Genomic DNA, 2,886 nt, shown 5'->3' with positions numbered 1-2,886 from the left:
CGTGAGATGAAAATGTGGCTCTGCGATTTCGGTCCCACCAGTTCCGGCCGCGCATGCTCCACATACGCAGCAATCGCTTCGCGTGCCGCTCCTCCCACAGGCGAGAGCCGCGTCTTCGATCCCTTGCCCGTCACCCGAATCCAACCCTCTTCGAGACTAAGGTTTTCCAGCCGCGCATCGGCCAGCTCAGACAACCGCACCCCGCTGGCATAAAACAGCTCCAAAATCGCCCGGTCGCGCCGGTCCAGCGGCTTCGTGCCGTTCACGGACTCGATGAGCTTGCGCACGTCCTGCTCGTTCAAGGAGTGCGGCAGGTGCTTTTCCTGCCTCGGCGGCAGGATCGGGTCCGCAGGATCAGCGGGGATGTGTTTGCGCGCGGTGAGCCAGCGAAAAAAGATTTTCACGGCGATGAGTTCGACGCGCGCGGAGGACGCCGCGATGCCGTCCTTTTTCCTCTGCGCCAGGAAGCCGCTCACGTGCTCCGTCGTCACAGCACCCACGCTGGCAGATTCGTGCTTCGTTTGAAACCACGAGGCAAACGCCTCCAGCACCCGGCGCACCAGGAGCTGATAGTTCGTGGACAGACCCCGCTCGGTCGCCAGGTGGAGGATGAAGCCATCAATGAGTTCCAGCATCATCTTCAGCATGGCACGGATTTGCGCTCCATGAGAATGACAAAAAATCTTGCCCTCAGGCACGGGGGGCGGCAAAGATGCCCCATTATGGCCTCCTACAACAAAGTCATGCTCATCGGCAATCTGACCCGCGACCCCGAAGTGCGCTACACGCCCAAAGGCAGCGCGGTCTGCGACATCGGTCTCGCCGTGAACCGCGTGTACACCTCCGACAGTGGAGAAAAAGTGGAGGAAGTCACTTTCGTGGATGTCGTCCTCTGGGCCAAGATGGCCGAACTCGCCGGCAAGTACCTGCACAAGGGCCGTCCGGTCTTCATCGAAGGCCGTCTGCAGATGGATTCATGGGAAGACAAGCAGACCGGCCAGAAGCGCACCCGTATGCGGGTCGTCGGTGAGCAGATGCAATTTCTCGGCAGCCCTGGTGGCGACCGCGCTCCAGCCGGTGGCGGCGGTGGTGGTGATGAAGAAGGTGGCTACTCCGGTGGCGGAGGAGGTGGTGGTAGTGGCGGCTATTCTGGCGGAGGAGGTGGCGGCGGCGCTGGTGGCGGCGGCGGATACAATCGTCCAGCAGCCCGTCCAGCCCAGCGCCCAGCAGCACCCGCTCAGCAGCGCCCCCCAGCCCAGCGTCCCGCTGCTCCTGCGCAGAACGATGACTTCGGCGAAGGCCCGATCACCGACGGCATGGAAGACGATGACATTCCGTTTTAAGATCTGAAGCAGGCGCTATGCCCTGCTTGATTGGAAGAGAACCTGCTTCTGGGCCGCTATCAGCGGCCCGGTGAATTGCTCTGTCTCCAGCTTGGTTGGTGCGCTTAGCGCTGTCGCTTTGTCGTCGGCGTTTGCCGCCGAGCCTGTGTCCTTCCGCAACGACGTGATGGCTGCCATTTCCAAAGCGGGCTGCAACCTCGGCACCTGCAGACATCACCTGGAGCCTCGCGAACGTGAAAGAGTTTTTGCTGTGCAGGTAAGTGAGTGACGGCTTAATTTTTGGCCTTCATGACCGAAGAAAACGAAGATCGCATTTATCAAGGCGTCCGACGCATGGTCATCTGGGATGAGCCGCGTGTTGACGTCTTTCATCGGCTGGAGGTCAACGGCATCGACCAGGCGCGAGCACAGCATTTGTACCATAAAGCCCGCAGTGAACGAATCGCGATCATCAGGGCCGATGCAATACGCAGAGCAGCGGGTGGACTTGGCCTACTGCTTGCTGGTGCCGGTATCTTTGTCGTGTTTTGGGATGGCTTCGGCGGCATTACCCGTCTGCTTTTTTGCATGTGCGCAGTGGCGGCGGGTTTTGGCACATGGCTCCTTTTCAAAGGCCTGTTTGGCTTCCTTTGCGCTCCTTGGGTGAAGGCGTAATCCCGAACCGTTACCGCATGATGAAGCCGGGACCTCAGAACTTCCCTCTCTCACTTGCCAGCCTGCTTACGCATTGGCACGCAGCCAAGTGAAGCTGCGCTCGGCTTCGCCTTTTTGGTAGGCGATTTCGGCGTCTTTTTTTGCGGGGCCATCGGGGGCTTTGAAGGAGTCGATTTTTTTGCCGCGTTTGGCCATGTCGAGCCAGGCTTTGAACATGGGGGAGTCGCGGTGGTTGGGGAAGATGTTCCAGAATTCGTCTTTCTTCCAGGCGAAGGGGCGGGCGAAGCCGGAGATGGTTTCGATCTGGAGGGGGACGCCGGGGGCGAGCTCGGCGAAGCGTTTGGCGTAGGCTTTGTAGTCAACGAGGCCTTCGCCGACGGCGGTCCACTGGACGACGGCACCGTTTTCGTCCTCCCAGAGCATGCTGTCGCGGACGCTGCTGCAGATGGTGAGTGGGCCGAGGACTTCGAGATGGAGCAGGGGTTCTTCGAGGGCCCAGACGGCGTTGCCGGGGTCGATGTTGGCACCGACGTAGCCTTTGCCGGCGGCTTCGATGAGGGCTTTGAGTTCGTGGGACTGCATGTCGCCGGCGTGATTTTCGACGGCGATCTTGATGCCTTCACCTTCGGCTTTGGACTGGCAGGCCTTGATGGTCTTGACGATTGATTCGATGTGCTTCTGAATGCCGCCGTCGCTGCTGCGGTCTTTCTGATCGCCAAGGTAGCAGCGGGCGACGGGTGAGCCGAGTGTCTTGGCGATGCGGATGGTGAGGCTGAGGTGCTCTTCGGGTGTCCCGTAGGTGTCCTTCCAGCGGTTGGCGGTTTTGCAGACGCAGCCGGTGCCGACGTAGAGTTTCAGTCCGCCGCGATCGGCCTGCTCTTTGAGGCTT

4 protein-coding genes are annotated in these 2,886 nt (G+C 60.5%); 2 read left to right on the top strand and 2 right to left on the bottom strand.

Annotated features, from left to right (window positions below):
• Positions 1-647 (bottom strand): tyrosine-type recombinase/integrase (locus PSV43_RS16385; RefSeq protein ID WP_300199640.1); only part of this gene is annotated, 647 nt, incomplete at its 3' end.
• Between the two features lie 75 nt (positions 648-722).
• Here PSV43_RS16385 and ssb point away from each other — a divergent pair.
• Entirely contained in the window at positions 723-1,343 is a 621-nt protein-coding gene (gene ssb / locus PSV43_RS16380) for a single-stranded DNA-binding protein (RefSeq protein WP_300199637.1), read from the top strand.
• Positions 1,344-1,631: 288 nt separating this feature from the next.
• Entirely contained in the window at positions 1,632-1,997 is a 366-nt protein-coding gene (locus PSV43_RS16375; RefSeq protein ID WP_300199634.1) for a hypothetical protein, read from the top strand.
• 66 nt (positions 1,998-2,063) lie between these two features.
• On the opposite strand, the gene PSV43_RS16370 is transcribed toward PSV43_RS16375, so the two are convergent.
• On the bottom strand, positions 2,064-2,886 hold an 823-nt coding region (locus PSV43_RS16370), incomplete at its 5' end, for a TIM barrel protein (protein ID WP_300199631.1).

It is taken from the genome of Prosthecobacter sp., assembly GCF_029946185.1.
Lineage (GTDB): Bacteria > Verrucomicrobiota > Verrucomicrobiia > Verrucomicrobiales > Verrucomicrobiaceae > Prosthecobacter.
This window is presented reverse-complemented; position numbering and strand designations above follow the sequence as displayed.

Coding starts and splice junctions, on each gene's coding strand:
- ssb (WP_300199637.1), top strand. CDS start 723: ATGGCCTCCTACAACAAAGTCATGCTCATCGGCAATCTGACCCGCGAC.
- PSV43_RS16375 (WP_300199634.1), top strand. CDS start 1,632: ATGACCGAAGAAAACGAAGATCGCATTTATCAAGGCGTCCGACGCATG.